Origin of the sequence: Pseudomonas koreensis (genome assembly GCF_024169245.1) — a bacterium.
In the GTDB taxonomy this organism is placed as follows: Bacteria; Pseudomonadota; Gammaproteobacteria; order Pseudomonadales; family Pseudomonadaceae; genus Aquipseudomonas; species Aquipseudomonas koreensis_F.
This window is the reverse complement of sequence record NZ_JALJWP010000001.1, coordinates 5,251,459-5,276,933: the sequence shown is the minus strand read 5'-3', so window position 1 is coordinate 5,276,933 and position 25,475 is coordinate 5,251,459. Positions and strand designations below refer to the sequence as shown.

21 protein-coding genes are annotated in these 25,475 nt (G+C 60.6%); 11 read left to right on the top strand and 10 right to left on the bottom strand.

Annotated elements, in window-relative coordinates:
- Positions 1-90: 90 nt before the first annotated feature.
- Genes J2Y90_RS23360 through mfd form a run of 3 tightly spaced genes read right to left on the bottom strand, consistent with a single transcriptional unit; the run spans position 91 to position 6,834 of the window.
- Positions 91-2,781 carry a DEAD/DEAH box helicase gene (locus tag J2Y90_RS23360; protein ID WP_253503820.1) on the bottom strand — a complete coding sequence of 897 codons (2,691 nt, stop codon included), beginning with the start codon at positions 2,779-2,781 and terminating at the stop codon, positions 91-93.
- A gap of 11 nt (positions 2,782-2,792) precedes the next feature.
- Complete coding sequence (locus J2Y90_RS23355) at positions 2,793-3,374, bottom strand: CsiV family protein (RefSeq protein WP_253503818.1); 582 nt, start codon at positions 3,372-3,374, stop codon at positions 2,793-2,795.
- A gap of 10 nt (positions 3,375-3,384) precedes the next feature.
- Entirely contained in the window at positions 3,385-6,834 is a 3,450-nt protein-coding gene (gene mfd / locus J2Y90_RS23350; protein ID WP_024013632.1) for a transcription-repair coupling factor, read from the bottom strand.
- A 354-nt stretch (positions 6,835-7,188) separates the two neighbouring features.
- Between mfd and J2Y90_RS23345 the strand changes: the two genes are divergently transcribed.
- Positions 7,189-8,652, top strand: coding sequence for a glyceraldehyde-3-phosphate dehydrogenase (locus J2Y90_RS23345; protein WP_253503815.1), 1,464 nt, complete (start codon positions 7,189-7,191; stop codon positions 8,650-8,652).
- 173 nt (positions 8,653-8,825) lie between these two features.
- Here J2Y90_RS23345 and J2Y90_RS23340 read toward each other — a convergent pair whose 3' ends face one another.
- On the bottom strand, positions 8,826-10,124 hold the full coding sequence (locus J2Y90_RS23340) for an MFS transporter (protein WP_253503812.1): 1,299 nt from the start codon (positions 10,122-10,124) through the stop codon (positions 8,826-8,828).
- Positions 10,125-10,199: 75 nt separating this feature from the next.
- Here J2Y90_RS23340 and J2Y90_RS23335 point away from each other — a divergent pair, with 75 nt between their 5' ends.
- Both J2Y90_RS23335 and sthA read left to right on the top strand, forming a co-directional pair.
- Complete coding sequence (locus tag J2Y90_RS23335; protein WP_253503809.1) at positions 10,200-11,249, top strand: FAD:protein FMN transferase; 1,050 nt, start codon at positions 10,200-10,202, stop codon at positions 11,247-11,249.
- Between the two features lie 197 nt (positions 11,250-11,446).
- Positions 11,447-12,841, top strand: coding sequence for a Si-specific NAD(P)(+) transhydrogenase (gene sthA / locus J2Y90_RS23330; RefSeq protein ID WP_253503806.1), 1,395 nt, complete (start codon positions 11,447-11,449; stop codon positions 12,839-12,841).
- 42 nt (positions 12,842-12,883) lie between these two features.
- Here the strand turns inward: sthA and J2Y90_RS23325 are convergent, their stop codons facing one another.
- Together J2Y90_RS23325 and J2Y90_RS23320 are read right to left on the bottom strand one after the other, a co-directional pair.
- Positions 12,884-13,606 carry a glycerophosphodiester phosphodiesterase gene (locus J2Y90_RS23325; RefSeq protein WP_236428758.1) on the bottom strand — a complete coding sequence of 241 codons (723 nt, stop codon included), beginning with the start codon at positions 13,604-13,606 and terminating at the stop codon, positions 12,884-12,886.
- A 14-nt stretch (positions 13,607-13,620) separates the two neighbouring features.
- Positions 13,621-14,202 (bottom strand): PilZ domain-containing protein, encoded by a 582-nt coding sequence (locus tag J2Y90_RS23320; protein ID WP_016775478.1) that lies wholly within the window; start codon positions 14,200-14,202, stop codon positions 13,621-13,623.
- Positions 14,203-14,296: 94 nt separating this feature from the next.
- On the opposite strand from J2Y90_RS23320, the gene J2Y90_RS23315 reads away from it, so the two are divergent.
- From J2Y90_RS23315 to J2Y90_RS23305, 3 genes are all read left to right on the top strand, one after another.
- Positions 14,297-15,547: a lipoprotein-releasing ABC transporter permease subunit gene (locus J2Y90_RS23315; RefSeq protein ID WP_253503803.1), complete on the top strand. Its 1,251-nt coding sequence runs from the start codon at positions 14,297-14,299 to the stop codon at positions 15,545-15,547.
- The gene (gene lolD / locus J2Y90_RS23310) at positions 15,540-16,238 is read left to right on the top strand and encodes a lipoprotein-releasing ABC transporter ATP-binding protein LolD (RefSeq protein WP_024013628.1); all 699 of its coding nucleotides are present in this window, start codon (positions 15,540-15,542) and stop codon (positions 16,236-16,238) included. Before J2Y90_RS23315 ends, lolD begins: the two co-directional genes overlap by 8 nt.
- Positions 16,239-16,301: 63 nt before the next feature.
- Positions 16,302-17,546, top strand: a complete 1,245-nt coding sequence (locus J2Y90_RS23305) for a lipoprotein-releasing ABC transporter permease subunit (RefSeq protein WP_024013627.1) — start codon at positions 16,302-16,304, stop codon at positions 17,544-17,546.
- Between the two features lie 119 nt (positions 17,547-17,665).
- Here J2Y90_RS23305 and J2Y90_RS23300 read toward each other — a convergent pair whose 3' ends face one another.
- Together J2Y90_RS23300 and J2Y90_RS23295 are read right to left on the bottom strand one after the other, a co-directional pair.
- Positions 17,666-19,012 (bottom strand): heavy metal sensor histidine kinase, encoded by a 1,347-nt coding sequence (locus J2Y90_RS23300; RefSeq protein WP_253503800.1) that lies wholly within the window; start codon positions 19,010-19,012, stop codon positions 17,666-17,668.
- Positions 19,012-19,692, bottom strand: coding sequence for a heavy metal response regulator transcription factor (locus J2Y90_RS23295; protein ID WP_253503797.1), 681 nt, complete (start codon positions 19,690-19,692; stop codon positions 19,012-19,014). The genes J2Y90_RS23300 and J2Y90_RS23295 overlap by 1 nt, the downstream gene beginning before the upstream one ends.
- A gap of 166 nt (positions 19,693-19,858) precedes the next feature.
- Here J2Y90_RS23295 and copI point away from each other — a divergent pair, with 166 nt between their 5' ends.
- Together copI and queF are read left to right on the top strand one after the other, a co-directional pair.
- The gene (gene copI, locus J2Y90_RS23290) at positions 19,859-20,392 is read left to right on the top strand and encodes a copper-resistant cuproprotein CopI (RefSeq protein ID WP_253503794.1); all 534 of its coding nucleotides are present in this window, start codon (positions 19,859-19,861) and stop codon (positions 20,390-20,392) included.
- A gap of 61 nt (positions 20,393-20,453) precedes the next feature.
- A complete protein-coding gene (queF, locus tag J2Y90_RS23285; RefSeq protein ID WP_253503790.1) occupies positions 20,454-21,284 on the top strand; it encodes an NADPH-dependent 7-cyano-7-deazaguanine reductase QueF in 831 nt (276 codons plus the stop codon).
- Between the two features lie 165 nt (positions 21,285-21,449).
- Here queF and J2Y90_RS23280 read toward each other — a convergent pair whose 3' ends face one another.
- Positions 21,450-21,713: a DUF4404 family protein gene (locus tag J2Y90_RS23280; protein WP_253503787.1), complete on the bottom strand. Its 264-nt coding sequence runs from the start codon at positions 21,711-21,713 to the stop codon at positions 21,450-21,452.
- A gap of 108 nt (positions 21,714-21,821) precedes the next feature.
- A complete protein-coding gene (locus J2Y90_RS23275; RefSeq protein ID WP_253503785.1) occupies positions 21,822-22,442 on the bottom strand; it encodes an HAD family phosphatase in 621 nt (206 codons plus the stop codon).
- Between the two features lie 199 nt (positions 22,443-22,641).
- Between J2Y90_RS23275 and J2Y90_RS23270 the strand changes: the two genes are divergently transcribed.
- The 3 genes from J2Y90_RS23270 (at position 22,642) to rssC (ending at position 25,339) form a co-directional block, all read left to right on the top strand.
- Positions 22,642-23,331 (top strand): MlaA family lipoprotein, encoded by a 690-nt coding sequence (locus J2Y90_RS23270; protein ID WP_253503782.1) that lies wholly within the window; start codon positions 22,642-22,644, stop codon positions 23,329-23,331.
- Positions 23,332-23,675: 344 nt separating this feature from the next.
- Positions 23,676-24,860 carry a two-component system response regulator RssB gene (gene rssB, locus J2Y90_RS23265; protein ID WP_253503779.1) on the top strand — a complete coding sequence of 395 codons (1,185 nt, stop codon included), beginning with the start codon at positions 23,676-23,678 and terminating at the stop codon, positions 24,858-24,860.
- Entirely contained in the window at positions 24,857-25,339 is a 483-nt protein-coding gene (gene rssC / locus J2Y90_RS23260; RefSeq protein WP_003226553.1) for an anti-sigma factor antagonist RssC, read from the top strand. The genes rssB and rssC overlap by 4 nt, the downstream gene beginning before the upstream one ends.
- The last annotated feature ends 136 nt before the right edge of the window (positions 25,340-25,475 follow it).

Below are 25,475 nucleotides of genomic sequence, written 5' to 3'. Positions count from 1 at the left end.
GGCTCGCTCCCACATTGGATCTCCAGTGCATCTGAATTCAGTGTGGGAGCGAGCCTGCTCGCGATAGCTATCTAACCAGCGACGCCGATTTCAACGCTTGTCGATCTTGTCCGGCAACGGCGCAAACAGCGCTTCAATATCATCGCTCTGCAGCTTCCAGTCCCCGGCCTTGCGCCCATCCAGTACGCCCGCCGCCAGGTCGGACTTTTCCTTCTGCAGGTGCTGAATTTTCTCTTCCACCGTGCCCCGGGCAATCATCTTGTAGACGAACACCGGTTTTTCCTGGCCGATGCGATAGGCCCGATCGGTGGCCTGATTCTCGGTCGCGGGGTTCCACCACGGATCGTAGTGAATCACCGTATCGGCTTCGGTCAGGTTCAAGCCGACGCCGCCGGCCTTCAGGCTGATCAGAAAGATCTGACGCGTGCCGCTCTGGAATTCCTTCACCGGGGTGCGCCGGTCACGGGTCTGGCCGGTGAGCAGGGCATAGGCGATCTTGCGTTTTTTCAGTTCCTCTTCGATCAATGACAGCATCGAAGTGAATTGCGAAAACAGCAGAATCCGCCGACCTTCCTCGAACAATTCCTCGAGCATTTCCATCAGGCTGTCGAGCTTGCCTGAGGTGCTGCCGCGCGCGGGCAGGGTGGCGCCGTTGACCAGGCGCAGATCGCAACAGACCTGCCGCAGCTTGAGCAACGCTTCGAGGATGATGATCTGGCTGCGGGCGACGCCTTTGCGGGTGATCTCGTCGCGGACTTTCTTGTCCATCGCCAGACGCATGGTCTCGTACACGTCGCGCTGCGCTTCGTTGAGTTCGACCCAGTGGATGATCTCGGTTTTCGGCGGCAGCTCGGTGGCGACCTGCTCTTTGGTGCGGCGCAGCAGAAACGGTTTTATCCGACCGTTGAGGTGCTGCAGTCTGACTTCGCTGCCGCGTTTTTCGATCGGCACACGGTAATCGGCGTTGAAGCTTTTCACGTCGCCGAGCCAGCCCGGCAGCAGGAAGTGGAACAGCGACCAGAGTTCGCCCAAGTGGTTTTCCAGCGGCGTGCCGCTGAGGCACAGGCGCTGGCGCGCATTCAGCTCGCGTGCGGCCTGGGCGGCTTTGCTGTTGGGATTCTTGATGTACTGCGCCTCGTCCAGCACCAGTACGTGCAGCGGCTGTTTGGCCAGACGCTCGACGTCCTTGGGCAGCAGGGCGTAGGTGGTCAGGATCAGGTCGAAGTCGGCCAGATTGTCGAAGTGCTTTTTGCGGCTGGCGCCATACAGCGCGAGCACTTTCAGCTGTGGAGTGAAGTGCGCGGCCTCATCGAGCCAGTTTGGAATCAGGCTGGTCGGCATGACCACCATGCACGGACGATCGAGGCGTCCGGCGTTCTTCTCGCTGAGAATATGCGCCAGGGTCTGTAGGGTTTTGCCCAGACCCATGTCATCCGCAAGAATCCCGCCGACTTCCAGTTGCCGCAGCGATTGCATCCAGCTCAGGCCTTCGAGCTGATACGGGCGCAGCGTTGCGTTCAAGCCTTGCGGCGCTTCGGTGCTGAAATCGCGGATGTCGCGCAGGCGCTGAGCGAAGGTGCGGATCTGCTCGCCGCCTTCCCACAACAGCGGCAGGCCTTCCAGCGAATTGAGCCGGGTGGCGTCAGCCTTGCTCAGGCGCAGGGTGGTTTCGCCTGGCTCCTGTAAATAGAACTCGCCGAGCGTCATCAGTACCGGCTTCAAGCGGCCGAGCGGCAGCGCCACCTGCAACGGGCCGTGCTCGCTGGTGCGTTGCGGAATGTTCACCAGAATCAATTCGTCATCGCGACGGCGGGCGAGGCGTTCCGGGTTGAGGATCTCGGTGTGCGAGCGCATCAGGTTCAGCAGGATCGGCAGCAGGCTCAGGCGTTCGCCGTTGACGATAATGCCCAGTTCCAGATCGAACCAGTCGCGCTCTGGCGCCTGTTCGACGGTGGCGTACCAGTCGTCGACGGCGGTCAGGTCGAAGCCGAATTCTTCATCGATCTGCAACTCCCAGCCCTGGCTGCGCAATTTCGGCAGATCGTTGAGGGTGAAGGTCAGCCACGCGCTGTCGTTGACCATCTCGTAGAGTTCGCCGGCGCTTTCCGGCAACGCTTTGCTTTGCCGGGTGGCGATGCGGAAACCGAGGATTCTTAACTGCTCGCGGTAGGACTGTTCGACATCCGGGTGGCGTTTTATCCGCAGTGTCTGGGCTTCCTGACGGATCAGGATATCGCTGTGCTTTTGCCCGCTGACGTATTCGTCCAGATAGCTGAACGACAGCGCCGCGCGGTGTTGAATGTAACGCTGCATCTTGCCGTTGCGCGGTTCAAAGGCGCTGAACTCGACACTGGCCAGCCACAGGCGCGGCACCGGCTGCACGTTGTCCACCAGCACTTGCGGCGGTGCTTTCGGGCTGCGGTTTTCCAGCACGGCCTGGAGTTTCTCCAGCAGTTCGGCGTCTTTCGCGGCGGCGGGGTAGTCGAGGGTTTCCTGGATTTTCAGCAGCACCGCAGCGCAATGTTTGCAGTTGCTGCGCACCGGACAGGTGCAGGTGGCGTCGACCAGCAGCAGAGTGGCTTTGGCCGATTCGCGCAGATGGATGGTTTGCCGGTAGACACTGCCGCCGGAGCCCTCGCAACTGGCGGTGATGGTGGCATCGCCGACCTGGGCGATACGCACCCGATTTTCCAAAGCGTAGCGGCGGCCGCGCTCCAGACTCTGCTCTTTGAATCGGCTGACCCACGACGGGGCCAGCGGTTTGCTCAGGGGCGGCGGCATAAGGACTTCGATCAGTCCGGCACGACTTCAGGCGCTTCCCGCGGCGCTGGCGCGGTGAGGGAAGTGATCTTGATCAGCAGGGCCAGATGACCGTTGTCGAGGTAGTTGAGCTGGCCGTTCTTGGTGTGGCTGTCCTGGCGCAGACGCTCACTGGCGGTGACCAGGCCATTGGCGTCGATCTGATTGACCCAGAAGTCGGCGGTCACGTCGGTGAAGCGGCCGAGTTTCATTTCCAGCGTGCCCTCGATGGGGAACTGGCCGAACTGCTCCTGACCTTCACTGACCGCGACTTTCGCTGGCGCTTCGCCGAGGCTCTGCTGCCAGGCTTTGTGCATCAGCACCGTGTACTCGCCACTGGCCGTGAGTTTGGTTACCACATCATTGAGCGCCGGCGTGCGCTGGCTGTCGTTGCCCAAACGCTGGGCGCCAGCGGCCCAGTCTTCCGGCGCTGCGCGGCTGACGATTGCGGGTACGGTATTCTGGCGCACCAGAATCATTTCAACCTGATACGTGTCATCGGCAAACGCCGCTGGTGCTGCCACTGTCATCAAGAGCGAGGCAAGCAACAAAGTCAGAGAGCGGAACAGGCGCATCGGGCGTCCTTCAAGCGGATTTCGGGATGAGGCGCTCAAACAGCGCCTCGACAGTATTGAAACGTTCTTCCGGGCGCTCCATCGGCACCTGGAATTTGAACATCGTTGCGCCTTCGAACTTGTAGCGTTTGGGCTGCGTCTGGATCAGCTTGATCAGGGTCATCGGGTCAACCGGCGTCTGCGCTTCGAACTCGATGCGTCCGCCTTGCGGCCCGCCATCGACCTTCTTGATGCCGAGCTTTTCCGCCTGCAGTTTCAACGCGGTGATCCGCACCAGGTTCTTGGTCGGCTCCGGCAGCAGGCCGAAGCGGTCGATCATCTCGACCTGCAGATCCTTCAGGCCTTCCTCATCGGTGGCCGAGGCGATGCGTTTATACAGAATCAACCGCGCATGCACATCCGGCAGATAGTCTTCCGGAATCAGCGCCGGCACGCGCAGATTGACTTCCGGGCCGCCGCCAAGCGGTTGATCGAGGTTGGGTTGCTCGCCTTTGCGTATCGACTTCACCGCGCGCTCGAGCATTTCCATGTACAGGGTGAAACCGACCGCCTGAATCTGCCCGCTCTGGCCATCGCCCAGCAGTTCGCCGGCGCCACGGATTTCCAGGTCGTTGGTCGCCAGCACAAAACCGGCGCCGAGGTCCTGGGTATTGGCAATCGCCTCCAGACGTTTTTCCGCATCCGAGGTGATCTGCTGGCGCGGCGGCGTCAGCAGGTAGGCGTAAGCCTGGTGGTGACTGCGGCCGACGCGACCGCGCAACTGGTGCAACTGCGCCAGGCCGAATTTGTCGGCGCGCTCGATGATGATGGTGTTGGCGCTCGGCACGTCGATGCCGGTCTCGATGATGGTCGAGGCGATCAGCACGTTGAATCGCTTGTGGTAGAAGTCGCTCATCACCTGTTCGAGTTCGCGTTCGCGCATCTGTCCGTGACCGATACCGATACGCGCTTCCGGCACCAGTTCGGCGAGGTCGGCGGCGCATTTTTCGATGGTCTTCACATCGTTGTGCAGGTAGTAAACCTGACCGCCACGCAGCAGTTCACGTAGCAGAGCTTCTTTGACCGTGCTCTTGTTCTGCTCCATGACAAACGTGCGCACCGACAGGCGTCGCGCCGGCGGCGTGGCGATGATCGACAGGTCGCGCATGCCCGACACCGCCATGTTCAGCGTGCGCGGAATCGGCGTGGCGGTCAGGGTCAGAATGTCGACTTCGCTGCGCAGGGCCTTGAGCTGTTCTTTCTGGCGTACGCCAAAACGGTGTTCTTCGTCGATGATCACCAGCCCGAGGTTTTTGATCTTCACATCGTCGGACAACAGCTTGTGCGTGCCGATGACGATGTCGATCTTGCCTTCCGCCAGATCGGCGATCGCCGCGTTGACTTCCTTGGCCGACTTGAAGCGGCTCATCACTTCGACCGTCACCGGCCAGTCGGCGAAGCGGTCGCGGAAACTGTTGTAGTGCTGCTGGGCGAGCAGGGTGGTCGGCACCAGAATCGCCACCTGACGCCCGCCGTGCACGGCGATGAACGCCGCGCGCATGGCCACTTCGGTCTTGCCGAAGCCAACGTCGCCGCAGACCAGACGATCCATCGGTTTCGGCGCGAGCATGTCTTCGCGCACGGCCTCGATGGTGGCTTGCTGATCGGGTGTTTCTTCGAACGGGAAGCCGGCACTGAAGGTGGCGTAATCGGCCTTCGGGTCGGCGAAGGCGTAACCTTCACGGGCGGCGCGACGGGCATAAATGTCGAGCAATTCGGCGGCGACGTCACGTACCTGCTCGGCGGCCTTGCGCTTGGCTTTCTGCCAGGTTTCCGAGCCGAGGCGGTGCAGCGGCGCGAGCGAATCGTCGCTGCCGGTGTAGCGCGCGATCAGGTGCAGGTTGGCCACCGGCACGTAGAGCTTGGCGTTCTCGGCGTATTCGAGGGTAAGGAATTCGGCCGCCTGATTGTCGATTTCCAGAATCGTCAGGCCCAGATAGCGGCCGACCCCGTGATCGATGTGCACCACCGGCGCGCCTTCGCGCAGTTCGGTGAGGTTCTTGATTACCGCATCGTTGCTGACGTCGCTGCGCTTCTCGCGGCGACGACGTTGCATGACCCGTTGGCCGAACAGCGGACTTTCCGCCACCAGCGCCAGTGCCGGGTCGTCGAGCAGCAGACCTTCGTCGAGCGGGGCGATAGTGATCGCCAGACGATCCTTGCTGGCGACGAAGTCCGGCCAGCTGTCGACGGTTTTCGGCCGCAGCTTCAGACGTTCCAGCAGTTCCAGCAGGACTTCGCGACGACCCGCCGATTCAGCGGTGAACAGCACGCGACCGGGGAATTCTTCGAGGAAACCGGCCAGCGCCGCCAGCGGTTGCGTAGCTTTAGCCTCGATGGCCAGATCCGGAAGAGCATGCGCCGGGAAGCGTTCACGGCCCACGCCGCTTTCAACGTCCTGCTGACTGGCGACGACCCGCGGCCAGTTCTTCAGGCGTGCGAAGCAGTCTTCCACCGGCAGAAACAGTTCGGCCGGTGGCAATAAAGGACGCGATGGATCGACGCGGCGTTCTTCGTAACGATTGCGCACGTCGTTCCAGAAGTTTTCCGCCGCCTGCTCGATGCCCGGCAGCGAGAACACCTGAGTGTCCTGGGGCAGGTAATCGAACAGGGTCGACGTTTCGTCGAAGAACAGCGGCAGGTAGTACTCGATACCGGCCGGGGTGATGCCGCTGCTCAGGTCCTGAAAGATCGGGCAGCGGCGGAAGTCGACGTCGAAGCGCTCGCGAAAGCGTGCCTTGAAGCGGGTTACGGCGTCTTTTTGCAACGGGAACTCGCGGGCCGGCAGCAGCTTGACCGACTCGACCTTGTCGATCGAACGCTGGGTTTCCGGATCGAAAGTGCGCAGGGTTTCGATTTCGTCATCGAAGAGGTCGATGCGATAGGGCAGCTTGCTGCCCATCGGGAACAGGTCGATCAGCGCGCCACGCACGGTGAACTCGCCGTGCTCATACACGGTGTCGACATAGCGATAGCCGCTGGCTTCGAGCCGCGCGCGCATTTGTTCGACGTCGAGCTTCTGGCCGATGTCCAGCACCAGGCTGCTGCCGAGCAGGAATTTGGTCGGCGCCAAACGGTGCAGGGCGGTGGTGATCGGCACCACCAGCACGCCGTGAGCCAATTCCGGCAGGCGATAGAGGCTGGCGATGCGCTGGGAAATGATGTCCTGGTGCGGCGAGAACAGGTCGTAGGGCAGGGTTTCCCAGTCGGGGAAATGCAGCACGGGCAAATCCGGGGCGAAGAAACTCAGCTCCTGTTCCAGCCGTTCGGCACTTTGGCTGTCGGCGGTCAGCAGCAGGGTAAAGCGCTTGGCAGCGCTGGCAGCCTCGGCAATCGCCAGGCTGAGGGCGGCACCGGGCAGATTGCCCCAGTGCTGTTTACCTGCTTCGGCAGGGAGTAGCGGTAGACGCAGAACAGGCACGGAAGGTTGAGCTCCAGGCGTTGCGACAAAGTCGGTAATTGTAGCGGCCTCCGGTGCCGCCTGTCAGTTGCAGACTGCGTCTATCTTCATGGTTTGGACGAAATGTAGTGGTAACCATAAAAACGAGCACTTTTTTCATGGTTATGTAGTGCCGAAACCGGGTAGTGTTACGGAGGGTTACAGACATCGTCTAACAGTCGTCGAAAAATTGACTGCGCTGAAAGCCCCGGTTTTACTGGGCTGGAGAAGGGCGTAAATTTTTTGAACGGAAATTTGTTACCGATTGCGCGACAAGCGCGCATTGCTGAAAGGGCTTGTCGGCGGCATAATGTAGCCCCTTTTTTCTGCCCCTACATGTGGAAGGTTACCGTGACTCAGAAGCCCGACCAGTGTCTTGGTGAATGGATCGACCGTGAAGCACTCGCAGAAGCGATGATCCCGCTTATCGGTCAGCTCTACCGCAATAACAACGTGGTTAGCTCGATCTATGGCCGCAGCCTGATCAACCAGTCTGTCATCGCGATTCTCAAAGCTCACCGCTTTGCTCGCCACCGTTCTTCCGACGACAGCGAACTCTCCGTCCACGAAACATTCCCACTGCTCAAGGCCATGAGCGAGCTAAAGCTCGGCGCGGCGTCGGTGGACCTGGGCAAGCTGGCGTTCAAATTCCGTAACGAAGGCAACGGCCGTAGCGCCGAGCAGTTCGTGCGTGAAGAGATGGCTGACGTGGTTGGCCAGCAGAACGCTTCGGCCCGCAAAGGCACCGACGTTGTTCTGTACGGCTTCGGTCGTATCGGCCGTCTGCTGGCGCGCATCCTGATCGAGAAAACCGGTGGTGGCGACGGTCTGCGTCTGCGTGCCATCGTCGTGCGCAAAGGCGCCGAGAACGACCTGACCAAACGCGCCAGCCTGCTGCGCCGCGATTCGGTACACGGTTCGTTCAACGGCACCATTACCATCGACGAAGAAAACAACACCATCACCGCCAACGGTAACCTGATCCAGGTGATCTACGCGAAGAACCCGACCGAGGTGGATTACACCCAGTACGGCATCAAAGACGCGCTGCTGGTGGACAACACCGGTGTATGGCGTGACGCTGATGGCCTGGGTCAGCACCTGACCTGCCCGGGTATCGACCGCGTTGTTCTGACCGCGCCTGGCAAGGGCAAGCTGAAGAACATCGTTCACGGCATCAACCACGGTGAAATCACCGCTGACGACAAGATCGTCTCGGCGGCTTCCTGCACCACCAACGCCATCGTGCCGGTGCTGAAAGCTGTGAACGACAAGTTCGGCATCATCAACGGTCACGTCGAAACCGTTCACTCGTACACCAACGACCAGAACCTGATCGACAACTTCCACAAGGGCGATCGCCGTGGTCGCAGCGCCGCGCTGAACATGGTGATCACCGAGACCGGCGCCGCCACCGCTGCTGCCAAGGCGCTGCCTGAGCTGGCCGGCAAGCTGACCGGCAACGCGATCCGTGTGCCAACGCCGAACGTGTCGATGGCCATTCTCAACCTCAACCTTGAGAAAGCCGCCACCCGTGAAGAGATGAACGAGTACCTGCGCTACATGGCGCTGCACTCCGAGCTGCACAAGCAGATCGACTTCGTCAATTCGCAGGAAGTGGTCTCGACCGACTTCGTTGGCTCGCGTCACGCCGGTGTAGTCGACGCTGAAGCGACCATCGTGCAGGACAACCGCGTCGTTCTGTACGTCTGGTACGACAACGAGTTCGGCTACAGCTGCCAGGTGGTTCGCGTGATGGAAGACATGGCTGATGTGAATCCGCCAGCGTTCCCGCGCTAAGCCTCTGGCTTGAATGAAAACGCCCCGACATTTTGTCGGGGCGTTTTTGTTTGTGGGCCTTTTGAATCTTCGGTGTCCTCGCCGGCCTCTTCGCGAGCAGGCTCGCTCCCACACTGGATCAGTGTCGTTCAAAAATCTTCTGTGGGAGCGAGCCTGCTCGCGAAAGCATTCTGTCAGGCGCCGCTGGCCACCGAAGCCTGCGCCGTGCGCAACTCATGCCGATTGCCACGGAACAACACCAATGTCGCAATCAACCCCAACACCGCCGCACCACTGAGCCAGATCCCTGGCGCTGCCTTGTTGTCCAGCACATGAATCAGGTAGGTACACGCCGCCGGAGTAAACCCGCCGAACGTCGCCGTCGCCAGGCTGTAGGCCAGCGAAAACCCGGTCGTGCGCACTTCTACCGGCATGATCTCGGTCAGCGCCACCACCATCGCGCCGTTGTAGGAGCCATAGAGGAACGACAGCCACAATTCGACAATCAGCAAATGGCTGAAGCTCGGATTTGCCACCAGCCACGCCAGCGCCGGATACGCGGTCAGGATCGCCAGAATCGTCGCCGCGAGCAGTAGGGGCTTTCGGCCGATCTTGTCGGACACTGCGCCCATCACCGGCAACCAGAAGAAGTTCGACAAGCCGATGCACACGGTCACCAGCAAGGCGTCGAGGTCCGACAGATGCAGCTCGGCCTTGCCGAACGTCGGCGTGTACGCGGTGATCAGGTAGAACGACACCGTGGTCATCACTACCAGCGCCATGCCGGCAATGACGATGCCGAAGTTCTGGCCAATCGAGCGGACGATTTCGCCGAGGGTAGGGCGGTGGGTGCGCGCCTGGAACTCCGGGGTTTCCTCCAGCGAGCGACGGATGAAAAAAATCACCGGCACGATCATGCAACCAATCAGAAACGGTACGCGCCAGCCCCATTCGCCCATTTGCTCCGGACTCAGCCAGTGATTCAGACCCACCCCGAGCAGGCCGGCAAAAACCACCGCAGCTTGTTGGCTGGCCGACTGCCAACTGACGAAAAAGCCTTTGCGTCCTGGCGTGGAGATTTCTGCCAGATACACCGATACACCGCCCAGTTCCACCCCCGCCGAGAAGCCTTGCAACAGACGGCCGAACAACACCAGCAGCGGCGCGGCGACGCCGAGCGTCGCGTAGCCGGGCACGCAGGCAATCAGCACTGTACCGGCGGCCATCATCGCCAAAGTGATGATCAGCCCTTTGCGCCGTCCGTGACGGTCGATATAGGCGCCGAGAAAAATCGCCCCCAGTGGGCGCATCAGGAAGCCGGCGCCGAAGGTCGCTAGCGACAGCATCAGCGAAGCGAACGCGCTGTCGGTGGGGAAGAAGGTTTTGGCGATGGCCGTGGCATAGAAGCCGTAGACCATGAAGTCGAACATTTCGAGGAAGTTGCCGCTGACAACGCGAAAGATCGCTTTGCCTTTGCCCGTGGTCGAGGACATGGGAGGTACTCACTGTTCAATTTTGTATAAAGGCGTTGCTGCCATGGGGAAGCGAGCGGGCGCTTGTAGTTCATAATGGCCGCCGTGGTTTTGGGGGGAGATGAAGAATTGTTAACTGGACGCTGGTTGGGGCTTGTGGTCTTGGCGGGGGCAATCGGCGGCTGCGGCAACGGCGATTCCCTGGAACAGGTCGGCGGCTCGACCATGGGCAGCACCTGGTCGGTCAAGTACGTGAGCCACGCCGGGGTTGCCGATCCTGCACAGCTGCGCGGCGAAGTGGAGGCCATCCTCGGTGAAGTCGATCAACAGATGTCGACTTACCGAAGTGACTCCGCCATCGAGCGGTTCAACGCCTTGCCTGCCGATAGCTGCCAATCGATGCCGGCGGCGGTGCTTGAGTTGATCCGTGTCGGTGAACAACTCTCGACGCAAAGCGAAGGTTCCTACGACCTGACCGTGGAACCCTTGATGAACCTCTGGGGATTCGGTCCGCAAGGGCGCGAAGAAACGGTCCCCGATGAGATTGCTCTGACCGAGGTCATGCAGCGGGTCGGCCATCAGCACCTGCGCATCGATGGCGAGCGGTTGTGCAAGGACGCCGCCGTCGAAGTCGACTTCAACAGCATTGCCGCCGGTTACGCCGTGGACACCATCGCCGCCAGATTGCAGGGCATGGGCATCGACAATTACCTGGTCGAAGTCACGGGCGAACTCAAAGCCAAGGGCAGCAAGCCGGATGGCTCAGCGTGGCGCATCGCGCTCGAAGAGCCCCGGGATGACCAGCAAGTGGCCGAGCGGATTATCGCTGTCGATGGCTACGGCGTGTCCACCTCCGGCGACTATCGCAACTATTTTCTGCAGGACGGGCGGCGTTATTCCCACACCTTCGATGCACGCAGCGGGCGACCGGTCCTACATGATCTGGCGTCAGTCACAGTGATTCATCCTTCAGCGTTGATGGCCGATGGACTATCGACGCTGTTGCTGATTCTCGGGCCGGAAAGGGCGCGGGACTATGCCCAAAAGCATGACATTGCTGCATTCTTTGTCCTGCGTGCCGATACAGGTTTCGTCACCCGCAGCAGTCAGGCGTTTGAACAGTTTGTCGGCGAAAAAACTGACTGAAGACAAGACGAAAGCTGGCGTTGTAGTGCAGGCAAAAGTAGCCTACGACGCGACCAAGGGTTAATGTGCGCGGCGTTGACGCTTCTATAGACTGTGTCCGGGTTCTGTACTGGCCCCCAATTGTTCCTTCGCGCCGCCGTTCGGCGTGATTTAGCCGCCGGTGCTGCTGGCATCGCGGCCTGTTCTGAGGAGTACGCATGGCTGTCTACAACTACGACGTGGTGGTACTGGGTTCCGGCCCGGCGGGAGAAGGCGCGGCAATGAACGCCGCCAAAGCGGGGCGCAAGGTCGCGATGGTCGACAGCCGTCGCCAGGTCGGCGGCAACTGCACCCACCTCGGCACCATCCCGTCCAAGGCACTGCGTCACTCGGTGCGGCAGATCATGCAGTTCAACACCAACCCGATGTTCCGCGCGATCGGCGAGCCACGGTGGTTCTCCTTTCCGGACGTGTTGAAAAGCGCCGAAAAAGTCATTTCCAAACAAGTCGCATCGCGCACCGGCTACTACGCTCGTAACCGCGTTGACGTGTTCTTCGGCACCGGCAGCTTCGCCGACGAGCAAACCATCGAGGTGGTCTGCGGCAACGGCGTGGTCGAAAAACTGGTGGCCAAGCACATCATCATCGCTACCGGGTCGCGCCCGTATCGCCCGGCGGACATCGATTTCCACCATCCGCGTATCTACGATAGCGACACCATCCTCAGCCTCGGCCACACCCCGCGCAAACTGATCGTTTACGGCGCTGGTGTGATCGGTTGCGAGTACGCGTCGATCTTCAGTGGTCTGGGTGTGCTGGTCGAACTGGTCGACAACCGGGGCCAGTTGCTCAGCTTCCTCGACTCGGAAATTTCCCAGGCGCTGAGCTACCACTTCAGCAACAACAACATCACCGTGCGCCACAACGAAGAGTACGAGCGCGTCGAAGGCGTGGACAACGGCGTGATCCTGCACCTCAAGTCCGGCAAGAAGATCAAGGCCGACGCGTTGCTCTGGTGCAACGGGCGTACCGGCAACACCGATACGCTGGGTCTGGAAAACATCGGGGTCAAGGTCAACAGCCGTGGCCAGATCGAAGTTGACCAGAACTACCGCACCTGCGTGGAGAACATCTACGGCGCCGGTGACGTGATCGGCTGGCCCAGCCTGGCCAGCGCCGCCCACGACCAGGGCCGTTCGGCCGCTGGCAGCATCGTCGACAATGGCAGCTGGCGCTTCGTCAATGACGTGCCGACCGGCATCTACACCATTCCGGAGATCAGCTCGATCGGCAAGAACGAGCAGGAGCTGACCCAGGCCAAAGTGCCGTACGAAGTCGGCAAGGCCTTCTTCAAGAGCATGGCGCGGGCGCAGATTGCCGGCGAGCCGCAAGGCATGCTGAAAATCCTCTTCCACCGTGAGACGCTGGAAGTGCTCGGTGTGCACTGCTTCGGTTATCAGGCGTCGGAGATCGTTCACATCGGTCAGGCGATCATGAACCAGCCGGGCGAGCTGAACACCCTGAAGTATTTCGTCAACACCACGTTCAACTACCCGACCATGGCCGAAGCCTATCGGGTAGCGGCGTACGACGGCCTCAACCGGCTTTTTTGACGGGCTCCGGCCGGTGGCCTGAGCCGGCCGGGGAGACCGATTTCAGCAATTCTCAAGGGTGGCAGTGGCCAAACCGGGAAAGTCTGTAATCAGGCTGTCAACGCCGAAGTCGGCGAGTCTGCGCATCAGCGCAGGCTCGTTGACGGTCCACACCGACACATGCAGGCCCTGACGCTGCGCCTTCTGCAGGCGTTCCGGCGTACACAGCGTCCAGTTCAAGGCGAGAATCTCGCAGCCGTAGCTCGCCGCAACCTTCAACGGATCGAGCCAGGCGTATTCGGCCACCAGGCCACGGGATACGTCCGGCACCAGATCCAGTGCTGCCTTCAAGACTTCCCGCGAACTCGAAGTGATCGTCACCTTGTCGAGCAGGCCGTGGCGCTGAGCCATTTCCCGAATCGCCAGCACGGTAGTCGCCGCGCGGGTGCGTGAAGCGCTTTTGACTTCCAGCTGCCAGTGCTCGAAATCACATTGCTCGAACAACTCTTCCAGGGTCGGGATCGGGCACGGTTTGATCCAGCCCGGGCCACCCTTGCGTGCGTCGTAGGTCACCAGTTCGGCAGCGGTGTGCTCGACGACCTTGCCGCGGCGCTCGGTGGTGCGCTTGAGCGTCGGGTCGTGGATGACCATCAGCTCGCCGTCCTTGGACAGGTGCAGATCCAGTTCGCAGCGGCGCACGCCGTGCTTGAGGCATTCCTGAAAGCTGCTCAGGGTGTTTTCCGGTGCTTCGCCCTTGGCGCCGCGGTGGCCGTAGATGAGGGTCACGGTGCTTCCTTAAGTTAAATGCCAGATTCGTTCTGTTCGCGGGCCAGACGGCGTTCCTGAGCCTGCTTCTGCAAAATGTAGCGCGCGAGCAACTGGCGCTGGGCATCGGTCGGGCGTTCGAACTCGGTGCCGACGTCATAGCCATCGCCCTTGGGATCGCAATGGGTGACCCGGGCACGCAGGAGCAGGCCGAGTGCCTGCGGCATCAGCACCAGTTTCACCGACAGGTGCGCGCCGGTGGCGATCGGGGTCGGGTACTGAAAGTCGATGCCGCCTTCGGAGATGATCACCGGCTGCGGCTCGCCGATGTGGCCGAGCACGGTCAGGGCGATCACCTGGCTGAGCAGGTCGATGCGTTTGTTCTGCGATTTGAGGAATGCAGCGATGGCGCGGTCGCGCTCGCTGATCTGCCGCAACAGGTGCTGCGACTCGAATTCGCTCAGGTGCAATTCGCTGAGCAGGTTGAACAGTGGGGAAGCATCCTGCAACACTTCCTGGCCTGCGGCTTCGGGAGCGGACAGGGGCCGAATTTCCAGTGCGATCGTGTCCTCGATACGGTAGTATTCGCGGCGATCTTCTTCATCTAATGTCGACATGGCGAACCCATGGTAGCGGCGGTGGTCTGAGTGTAAAGCTGGTTTTCGACCCCCGCCACAAGGACGTTCCTTTTCCCTCCGAACAAGCCCCGACATGTTCAGACCTCTCTTCGTATTTATCGGCACGCGTTATACCCGTGCAAAGCGTCGCAATCATTTTGTGTCATTCATTTCCCTGACTTCGATGATCGGGCTCGCCCTTGGCGTGGTCGTGATGATCGTCGTGCTGTCGGTGATGAACGGCTTCGACCATGAGATGCGCACTCGCGTGCTGGGCATGGTGCCCCACGCCACCCTTGAGACCGGCGAGCCGATCAACGACTGGCAGAGCCTGGCCGGCAAGGTCAAGCAGAATCGGCAGGTGACGGCGGTAGCGCCGTTCACCCAGATGCAGGGCCTGCTGACCAACAACGGTCAGGTCTCGAAAGTGTTGCTCAATGCCATTGATCCTGCGCTCGAGCGCAATGTGTCGATCATCGACAACTTCATGAAGCAGGGCAAACTCGACGACCTGACACCGGGCAGCTTCGGCATCGTTATCGGCGACAAGGCGGCGACCAAGCTCGGTGTCGGCATCGGCGACAAGGTCACCTTCGTTGCTCCCGAGGTCAGCGTGACCCCGGCCGGGATGTTCCCGCGCATGAAGCGTTTCACCGTGGTCGGGATTTTCCATGTCGGCGCCGGTGAGCTCGACGGCTACCTCGGCGTGACCAATCTGCAGGATCTGGCCAAGATGCACCGCTGGAAAGCCGATCAGGTGCAGGGCTTGCGTCTGAAGTTCGACGACCTGTTCCAGGCCCCGCGCGAGGCGTGGAATATTGCCCAGCAGCTCGGCGAAGACCGTTACTACGCCCGCGACTGGACCCGGACCCACGGCAACCTGTATCAGGCGATCCGCATGGAAAAAGCCATGATCGGGCTGCTGTTGCTGCTGATCGTCGCCGTCGCCGCGTTCAACATCATTTCCACGCTGGTGATGGTGGTCAACGACAAGAAGGGCGACATCGCCATTCTGCGTACCCTCGGCGCCACTCCGGGCACGATCATGCGCACGTTCATGGTTCAGGGCACGGTAATCGGCGTGGTCGGCACGGCCATCGGTGCGGTGGTCGGGATTCTCGCGGCACTGAACGTCAGCGCGGCCATTTCGGCACTTGAAGGGTTGATCGGCCACAAGTTCCTTAATGCTGACGTGTATTTCATTGATTATCTTCCTTCGCAGGTACAGAGCCAGGACGTCGTCATGGTTTGCGCTGCTGCGTTGGTCCTGAGTTTCCTCGCCACCCTGTATCCCGCCTGGCGTGCCGCGCGCACCCAGCCGGCGGAGGCGTTACGTTATGAGTGAGTCGGGCATGAGTGAACAAGCAATTCTGAGCTGCCGTAACCTGGGCAAATCCTATGAGGAAGGCCCGGAGTCGGTACAAGTGCTGGCCGGCCTGCAACTGGAGTTGCACCCGGGCGAGCGTGTGGCGATCGTGGGTAAATCCGGTTCCGGCAAAAGTACCTTGCTCAACCTGCTGGGCGGTCTCGATACGCCGAGCAAGGGCAGCGTCTGGCTTGACGGCGAAGAACTGTCGGCGTTGAGCGAGAAGAAGCGGGGCCTGCTGCGCAACCGCGCCCTTGGTTTCGTTTACCAGTTTCACCACTTGCTGCCGGAATTCACCGCGCTGGAAAACGTCTGCATGCCGCTGTTGATCGGCAAGACCGCCATCCCGGAGGCGCGTCAGCGCGCCACGGCATTGCTGGAGCGTGTCGGTCTGGGCCATCGCCTCGAGCACAAACCGGCGGAACTGTCCGGCGGCGAACGTCAGCGCGTGGCCATCGCCCGTGCCCTGGTCAACAACCCGGGGCTGGTGATGCTCGACGAGCCGACCGGCAACCTCGACCTGCACACCGCCGAAGGCATTCAGGACCTGATGCTGGAGCTGAGCACTTCGATGCGCACGGCGTTTCTGGTGGTGACACACGACATGAACCTGGCTCGCCAGATGGATCGCGTCCTGCAGCTGCAGGAAGGCTGTTTGACCCCCATCTGACTGGCTGAAACCCGGCGTCCGTAAGGGCGCCGGGTCTTTTATTTCCATACGGTGCCCCAGCGAATGTTCAGACCGTTATCGATCTTTATCGGCACGCGCTATACCCGCGCCAAGCGCCGAAATCGCTTTGTTTCGTTCATTTCGATGACCTCGATGATCGGCCTCGCCCTCGGCGTGCTGGCGATGATCGTGGTGCTGTCGGTGATGAACGGCTTCCAGCGCGAAATGAGCTCGCGCATCCTCGGCATGGTGCCCCACGCGACCATCGTCGGCGTCAAGCCGATCGACGACTGGCAGCCGGTTGCCGCCGCCGCAATGAAAAACCCGGAAGTGACCGCCGCCGTGCCGTTCACCGAAATGGAAGGCATGCTCTCCTACAAGGGTTCGATGCAGCCGATCCAGATCAGCGGCGTCGACCCGGCCCAGGAAGGCAAGGTGTCGATCGTCGCCCAGCACATCGTTCAGGGACGTCTCGATGCGTTGAAGCCGGGCGAATTCGGTGTGGTGATCGGTGAAATCACTGCGCGGCGTTTCCGCCTGAACGTCGGCGACAAGATCACCCTGATCGTTCCGGAAGTCAGCACCGCGCCGGGAGGCATTACTCCGCGCATGCAGCGCCTGAATGTGGTTGGCGTGTTCAAGGTCGGTGCCGAGCTGGACGGTTCGATGGGCTTGATCCATGTCGCCGATGCCGCGACCATGCAGCACTGGCAGCCGAATCAGGTGCAGAGCGTGCGCCTGGCGGTCAAGGATTTGTACGCCGCGCCGAAGGTGTCTGCGGACATTGCCGGTGGCCTTGGCGCCGACTTCAAGGCTGACGACTGGACCCATACCCAAGGCAGCCTGTTCAGTGCGATGAAGATGGAAAAAACCATGATCGGCCTGCTGTTGCTGATGATCGTCGCGGTGGCGGCGTTCAACATCATTGCGACGCTGATCATGGTGGTGAACGACAAGGGCGCCGACATCGCGATTCTGCGCACCATCGGCGCCACACCGCGGCAGATCATGGCGATCTTCATGGTGCAGGGCACGGTGATCGGTATTGTCGGCACCATCATTGGCGGTGTGCTGGGCGTGATCGCCGCGCTCAATGTCAGCGAACTGGTCGGCTGGGTCGAGCGCGTGACCGGGCAGCATATCTTCAGTTCGGACGTGTATTTCGTCAGCAATCTGCCGTCGGAACTGCAGGGTGGAGATGTGCTGTTGATCTGCTCGGCTGGATTCATTCTGAGCTTTTTGGCGACGGTGTATCCGGCGTGGCGAGCGGCGAAGATCGAACCGGCGCATGCCTTGAGATATTCGTAAGCGACTCCATGCTCGTTCCCACGCTCTGCGTGGGAATGCCTCAACGGACGCTCTGCGTTCGGCTCTTGAAGGGACGCGGAGCGTCCCGGGCTGCATTCCCACGCAGAGCGTGGGAACGATCAGGTCCGAGGCAACTCGATCACAAACCGCGTCCAACCCGCTTCAGATTCACAACGAATCTGCCCGCCATGCGCCCGCACGATCGACTGGGTAATTGCCAGCCCCAACCCCGCATGCTCACTGCTGCCTTCCTGCCGTGCAGGGTCCGCCCGATAGAACCGGTCAAACAAACGTGGCAGCACGTGCGCTGAAATCCCTTGGCCACTGTTCTCGACGCAAACGCGCACAGCTTTCGCCTCGTCGACGATGCTCAAGCGAACGTATCCCTCGGCCGGGGTGAACCGTAGCGCGTTATCCAGCAGATTCGACAAGGCGCGGCGCAACATGCCGCGGTCACCTTCGATACGCGCCGCCCCCTCACGGCTCAGGTTCACGCCTGCGTCTTCGGCCAATGGCGCAAAAAACTCCAGCAGCATGTCAGCCTCATCCGCCAGTTCCAGCGGTTCGCGCTTGGGCATCAGCAAGCCGTGATCGGCCTTCGCGAGGTAAAGCATGTCGTTGACCAGTTGCGCCATCCATTGCAGTTCTTCGAGGTTGCTGTGCAGTGCTTCGCGGTAATCCTCCAGTGCGCGTGGGCGGGTGAGAGTCACCTGGGTGTGGGTCAGCAGATTCGACAGCGGCGTGCGCAACTCATGGGCGATGTCGGCGGAGAATGCCGAGAGGCGCTGAAACGAGTCGTCGAGGCGAGCGAGCATGGCGTTGAAACTGTGGGCCATTTCCGCAAGCTCTGGCGGCATTTTCTCTTCAGGCAGTCGAGCATTCAGCGATCGCGCAGAAATCCCACAGGCCACCGCGCTCATGCGACGCAACGGGCGCAGACCGCTGCGCGCGGCCCAGGCCCCGAGCAGGGCCGTGGCCAGCGCTGACAGGCCGACGGTCAGCCAGATCAGATGCTGCATGCGCGCAAGGAAATGCTGGTGGTGAGTGATGTCCAGCAGCAGAGTCAGTTGCGGCGAATCCGCTGTGTCCGGGTAGAGCGGGGCGCGCAGTACGCGGTAGTCGGTGCCGTCATGGCTGATCGTCGACAGGCCTGTTTGCAGCGGCAGATTCTTGGGAATCTGCAGTGAACTGTCGTACCAGTGCTGACCGTCGCCACTGGTGATGCGCAACGACAGGTCGGCCTGACGGCTGAGTTCATCGGCCAGCCGCGCTTCGCGCTGGGCAGGCTGCAGATCCTGCAAGGCGCGGCGCAGGCCGATCAGTTTAGCCTCCAGTTGTTGCTGATCGAGTTCGATGAAGTGCGCCTCGCTGGCGCGATTGAACAGCACTCCGGCGAATAGCGAGACCACCGCGGTGCAGGCGGCAAACAGCAGGGCCAGGCGCGTGCTCAAGGACAAGTGACGCATCACAGCGCACGCTCTTCGAGCACGTAACCCATGCCGCGCACGGTGTGGATCAACTTGTTGGGGAAGTCATCGTCGATCTTCAGGCGCAAGCGGCGGATTGCCACTTCGATGACATTGGTGTCGCTGTCGAAATTCATGTCCCAGACCTGCGAAGCGATCAGCGACTTCGGCAGGACCTCACCCTGGCGACGCAGGAGCATTTCCAGTAGGGCGAACTCCTTGGCAGTCAGGTCGATGCGCTGGCCGCTGCGTTCGACCCGGCGGCGGATCAGATCCAGACGCAGATCGGCCAGTTGCAGGCTGGTCTCCTGGGCGATCGCGCTGCCGCGCCGCAACAGGCTGCGCACCCGGGCGAGCAACTCGGAGAAGGCGAATGGCTTGACCAGATAATCGTCGGCGCCCAGTTCGAGGCCGTGAACCCTGTCCTCTACGGCGTCCTTGGCCGTCAGAAAAAGTACCGGCGTGTCGAGGCCGGCGTTGCGCACCGCTTGCAGAATCTGCCAGCCACTGCGCCCGGGCAGCATCACATCGAGGATCAGCAGCGCGTACTCGCCGCTCAAGGCCAATTGCTGGCCACTGTTGCCGTCCGCCACCAGCTCGGTATTGAACCCGGCCTCGGTGAGGCCCTGACGCAGGTACTGGCCGGTTTTCGCTTGGTCTTCGACGATCAACAGTTTCATGGGCGACTCGGGCTGGTTGGGATGTAGAGAAGGCGAGGGCGTTATACCGTGAGATCGGGCGATGAGCGCCAAGCTGACAAAGTTGTAATCTGCCTGTCAGGTCGATGCCAGCGCACAGTGGTTAGAGTTTCCCACAGGCTGAACCTTCTCTTGTTGGAGCGTGACCATGTTTTTTCGCACATCCCTTACGTTAGCTGCCTGTCTGCTGGCATTGAGTTCGCCAGTCTCGGCGACACCGGCGCATAGCTACGCGTTCGGCCAGCCGGCAGCGGCGAGCCAGGCCACGCGCAGTATCGAAATCGTCATGGGCGACATGAACTTCGATCCGAAAATCATACAGGTCAAGGCCGGTGAGACGGTTCGCTTTGTGCTGGTGAATAAAGGCCAGTTGCTGCACGAATTCAACCTTGGTGATGCGGCGATGCATGCCAGTCACCAGCAGGAAATGTTGCAGATGCAGCAGAGCGGCATGCTCACGCCGACAGGGATAAAAGAAATGTCCCACGACACGGCGGGCATGGATCACGCGGCGATGGGCCACGGAATGAAACACGACGACCCCAACAGCGTATTGGTCGAACCGGGAAAAACCGCTGAGTTGACCTGGACTTTCAGCAAGGCCACGAACCTTGAGTTTGCCTGCAATATTCCCGGGCATTACCAGGCGGGCATGGTCGGCAAACTGACTGTCAGTCAGTAAGCACTCAAAGGCGCGGGCAAAGGCTGGTAGAATCCGCTGATTATTCAGTCAGGTTTCCGCCATGCATCCCGCAGCCGAACATTCGCCGCTGGGCAAATCCAGCGAATACATCGCCACTTATACGCCGTCCCTGCTGTTCCCGATTCCGCGCACCGCGAAATGGGCCGAGCTGGGCCTGACCGCCGAAACCCTGCCGTACAAAGGTGTGGATTTCTGGAACTGCTTCGAGCTGTCGTGGCTGCTGCCATCGGGCAAACCGGTGGTGGCGATCGCTGAATTCAGCATCCCGGCGGACTCGCCGAACATCATCGAATCGAAGTCGTTCAAGCTGTACCTCAACTCGCTGAACCAGACGCCGTTCGCCGACGTCGCCACGCTGGAGGCGACGCTGGTCAAGGATCTGTCTGCCGCCGCCGGCAAACCGGTGGGCGTGCGGGTTCGCAGTTTGAAGGACGTTGAGGCTGAAGGCGTCGTGGCACTGCCGGGCGTGTGCATCGACGATCTGGATATCAGTGTCAGCAACTACGAACATCCGCGCCCGGAATTGCTGCGTTGCGACGATTCGCGAATCGTTGAAGAGAGCGTGCACAGCCATCTGCTCAAATCCAACTGCCCGGTGACCAGCCAGCCGGACTGGGGCAGCGTGGTGGTGGAATATCGCGGCGCAGAGCTGGATCACGCCAGCCTGCTGGAATACATCGTCAGCTTCCGCCAGCACTCGGACTTCCACGAGCAATGCGTTGAGCGGATTTTTCTTGATCTGCAGCGGTTGTTGAAACCTGAAAAGCTCACCGTATTTGCACGTTACGTTCGCCGGGGTGGGCTGGATATCAATCCGTATCGCAGCACCGAAGAGGTGCAACTGCCGAACCATCGTCTGGTGCGTCAGTAACTGTAGGAGTGAGCCTGCTCGCGATAGCTGACTGACATTCACCATTGATGTCGACTGGTCCACCGCTATCGCGAGCAGGCTCACTCCTACAGGAGATTGCGTTTCAAATTGTGGAAATGAAAAAGCCCTGCCATCGCTGGCAGGGCTTTTTTGTGCACGGGGGCATCAGATGCCCATGCTGCCCAGCGTGTTCATGATATTGCGCAGGGTGCCGGCGATCGCCGGGTGTTCGACTTCGAAGCGCTCGACTGCCAGGTTCACGCCATCGGCGATGCTCGCGTCCTGGGTGGCAGTTTCCAGCTGGATTTCCGATTCGATCTGCGCCATCAGTGCATGCAGATCTTCACGCTCGACTTCCGACAGCGGAGGATTCTGTTCCAGCTGCTCGCGCAGGGTATCGAGCTGTTTTTGCAGTTCTTGGGCGGGCATGGTGGTTTCCTTTTATCAATAGGCACTGGCATTGACCGCAGCCGCGCGCCAAAGGTCTATGGCTGACCTTTAGATTAATCCACTCTCGGCGAACCTGCATGACGTCGGTCAGGGCTTTTCGCCTTTGGCGCGGCGCGAGCTGATGTCGGCAAGGCAGGCATCCAGTTCGCCGAGATGATCGATCGCCGAATGCACACCAAGGCTGAATAACTGCACAGTGGCCTTGCCGCGCAACTGTTCGCGCTCCTTTTGTGAGAGTGCCTGCCATTCGCTCGGGCTCAGGCCGCACAGCGAGCCGCAGGACGCCAGACCGATCGTCCATAATCCGGCATTCAGGCCGGCCTGTAACAGGCGCGGTTCACCGCTGACCAGGACGCAGCCATCGAGGCGGTCGATGTTCAGATCCATCAATGCTTGCCAGCAGGCATTCGGGGCTGGCCATGGATTCATTGTTGCTGAATGTTGCGTCGGTTTGATCCAGTCCGGCAGCGAGGCGGCCAGTGGCTGAGCGAGGGCAGGGGGCAATTCATCGAGCCACGCGCAGGGAATTCCCTGGCGTTGCAAGCTCTTCAGGCTATCGAGCGCGCCGGGCGTGGTTTCGGCGTGTTCCGGCCGGGCGTTGAGCTGTTGCGCGGCGCGGGCACCGAAATCCACCAGGCAACCGCTCAGGCCGAACAGCACGGCAGTCAGACTGGGCGCGGCGACGGGCAAGGTTTCGGCGTGAGTCATGGCAACGTCCCTGAAATAACGCTCAAGGCTATGGCGCGCGGGTGACAGTTGCATGACAGCCCTGTGAAAGACGACGTAGGAAACTTCCTGCATATCCTTGCAGCGGCAGACTGCCCAAATTGCCGTTTACGCTTATACTAGCGGCCTTAATGTCCGGGCCGAGAGGTCCGCGCCAGTATCAAATCCAAGGAGTTTTTCTATGCGCTGGAGCCCTTCGCTCGCTCAGCTAAGTGTTTGTGCCAGCCTGTTGCTGGCGCCGTTCGCCACCCAGGCGGCCACCGAAGAAGACCCTTGGGAAAGCGTCAACCGGCCGATTTTCCAGTTCAACGACTTCGTTGACACTTACGCGTTGAAGCCATTGGCGCAGGGTTATGAGTTCATCACTCCGCAGTTCGTTGAAGACGGCATTCACAACATGTTCCGCAACGTCGGTGACGTCACCAACCTGGCGAACAACATTCTGCAGGCCAAACCGGCTGCTGCCGGCGTTGATACCGCCCGACTGATTTTCAACACCACCTTCGGTCTGCTCGGCTTTTTCGATGTCGGCACCCAGATGGGCTTGAACCGCAGTGACGAAGACTTCGGTCAGACCCTCGGTTATTGGGGCGTGGGCAGCGGCCCGTACGTGATGCTGCCGCTGATGGGCCCGAGCACCCTGCGTGACGCACCGTCGAAGTACGTCGACAGCTACACCGGCATGTACCGCTACATCGATCACGTGCCGACGCGTAACTCGATCTTCGGCCTCAATATCGTCGACACCCGCGCCAGCCTGCTGTCGAGCGAGAAGCTGATCAGCGGCGACAAGTACACCTTCATCCGCAACGCTTACCTGCAGAACCGCGAGTTCAAGGTGAAGGATGGTCAGGTCGAAGACGATTTCTGATTTCGACCGCTGCCAGGAAGGCGACCCTCGGGTCGCCTTTTTTGTCAGCAGCAGAGCAGCGCCAGCGAGCGTCGCTACCTTCCATCGGGTTACGTTTAGAGGGGTTCTTATAACTCCCGGTGATTTGACAAACAAAGTCGTCGAGCGACAATCGGCGCATGCTTGAAACGCTCTGCGGATGGGAGTACCGTCTGCGCCTTAGAAGGGCACCTCTGTTTAAAACCGCGCGCCAGGCGAATGCTTGAAAGCGCTGCAGCAGAGAGGCTAGAAAGCGAATCCAGTAGTCTGCGCAGGGCCGTTGCCCCGCTCACTACGCCAACCTAATTCTGGCGCCGTTTGCCCACATGCCAAAAACCAGTGCCACGCTGCTGATAATCGATGATGACGAGGTAGTGCGCGCGAGCCTCGCGGCCTATCTGGAAGACAGTGGTTTCAGCGTCCTGCAGGCCGGCAACGGTCAACAGGGTCTTCAGGTATTCGAGCAAGACGAGCCCGATCTGGTGATCTGCGATCTGCGCATGCCGCAGATGGGCGGTCTCGAACTGATCCGTCAGGTCACCGAGCGCTCGCCAGAGACACCGGTGATCGTGGTCTCGGGCGCCGGAGTGATGAACGACGCGGTCGAGGCCCTGCGCCTCGGCGCGGCGGATTACCTGATCAAGCCTCTCGAAGATCTGGCTGTGCTCGAGCACTCTGTGCGCCGGGCCCTGGATCGTGCGCGGCTGCTGCTGGAAAACCAGCGTTACCGCGAGAAGCTGGAGAAGGCCAACCGCGAGCTCGAAGCCAGTCTGAACCTGCTCCAGGAAGACCAGAACGCCGGTCGCCAGGTACAGATGAACATGCTGCCGGAAAGCCCGTGGAGCATCGACGAATTCAACTTTGCCCACCAGATCATCCCGTCGTTGTACCTGTCGGGTGATTTTGTCGACTATTTCCGCGTCGACGAGCGCCGGGTCGCGTTCTATCTGGCGGATGTTTCCGGGCATGGCGCGTCATCCGCCTTCGTCACCGTGCTGTTGAAGTTCATGACCACGCGTTTGCTCTTCGAGTCGAAACGCAGCGGCACCTTGCCGGAGTTCAAGCCTTCGGAAGTGCTCGGTCATATCAACCGGGGGCTGATCAGTTGTAAGCTGGGTAAACACGTCACAATGGTCGGTGGAGTCATCGACGAGGAGACCGGTTTGTTGACCTATAGCATCGGCGGCCATCTGCCGTTGCCTGTGTTGTACACGCCTGACAATGTTCGTTATCTCGAAGGCCGTGGTCTGCCGGTGGGGCTGTTCAATGAAGCCACCTACGAAGACCACGTGCTTGAGCTGCCGCCGACGTTCAGCCTGACGCTGATGTCTGATGGCATTCTGGACCTTTTGCCGGAAGCAACGCTCAAAGAAAAAGAGGCTGCTTTGCCTGAACGGGTGAAGTCAGCGGGCGGCAGCCTGGATGGTCTGCGGCAAGTGTTTGGTTTGGCCACGCTAGGGGAGATGCCGGATGATATCGCCCTGTTGGTGTTGAGCAGGAATCTTCAATGAGTACCGGTAGAATCCAGTTCGCCGAGCAGGACGGCACCTTCGTCCTGAAGTTCGTCGGTGAAGTTCGCCTGACCCTGTGTTCGGCGTTGGATGCGACTATTGAGAAAATCTTCACCGCGCTGAACTTCAACGCGATCGTGATCGATTTGACCGAAACCCGCAGCATCGACAGCACCACCCTCGGCCTGCTGGCCAAACTGTCGATCCTGTCACGGCAGAAGGTCGGTCTGTTGCCGACGGTTGTCACCACCCACGAAGACATCACCCGGCTGTTGCAGTCGATGGGCTTCGAGCAGGTGTTCAACATCGTCAACCACCCGGTGCCGTGCCCGGAGTGCCTGGATGACCTGCCCGATCAGGATCAATCGGAAGAAGTGGTGCGAATCAAAGTGCTGGAAGCGCACAAGATTCTCATGGGCCTGAACGATTCCAATCGTGAGGCGTTTCATGATCTGGTGAATGCCCTCGAAAGACACTGATCTCGTGGATTGATGGTGTCTGGGCCGGCCTCTTCGCGAGCAAGCTCGCTCCCACACTGGATCAGTGTCGATCACAGATCCCCTTGTGGGAGCGAGCTTGCTCGCGAAGGCTTCAGTTCGGTCAACGCGCCTCTCA